The sequence below is a fragment of the Kitasatospora arboriphila genome, from assembly GCF_039528095.1.
Lineage (GTDB): Bacteria > Actinomycetota > Actinomycetes > Streptomycetales > Streptomycetaceae > Kitasatospora > Kitasatospora arboriphila.
In genome coordinates, this window is the sequence record NZ_BAAALD010000283.1 from 1 (window position 1) to 586 (window position 586).

The window sequence follows — 586 nt, forward strand, 5'->3', positions numbered from 1 at the left end:
CACCAGGCAGTCTGAGGGAGGCAGAGAACTCATCAAATTCTCGGATCATTCTGGGGTCAAACTCGCGACTCCCTTCTGCAATCGGGAATAGTCCAGATGCGTCACCAATCCCCAGCACCCGCTCGCCGCTTAGCCGCCAGTGAACGTAGCCGGCCAGCGTTGTCATAAACGCAACTCGAGGTACGTGCGGTTCATCATCAAGGACCGCCTGACCGAGGTGCGCGATGGACCACCTCAAAGGTACATTCACCCCGAAACGCTGGGTGAGTAAAGCGGCCGCCCCGCCCGTATTCGTATTGCGCCAAGTACGAAATGGCACGAGCAGCTCGTCTGCCTCATCGAACACAAGATAGCCGTGCATCATCGCGGAAACCCCAAGTGCGGCAAAGGTCTTCGGTGCGACCCCGAGGCTTCGCTTTGCTGCAGCCACGAGTTCTGCGTAAGCCCGTTGGACACCGCCCCACACTTCGGTAAGGTCATACGTCCAGTGGGTTCCGTTGAACGTGGTCGACCACTCGTGGGTGCCCGCTGCAAGGACCTGACCCGCAGCATCTGTGAGACACGCTTTAATACGTGTTGAGCCAAG

At 58.5% G+C, this 586-nt stretch carries 1 protein-coding gene; it reads right to left on the reverse strand.

Features of this window, described 5'->3' with window-relative positions:
• Positions 1 to 571 (reverse strand): FGGY family carbohydrate kinase (locus tag ABD353_RS39970; protein WP_344628608.1); only part of this gene is annotated, 571 nt, incomplete at its 3' end.
• Between the last annotated feature and the right edge of the window lie 15 nt (positions 572 to 586).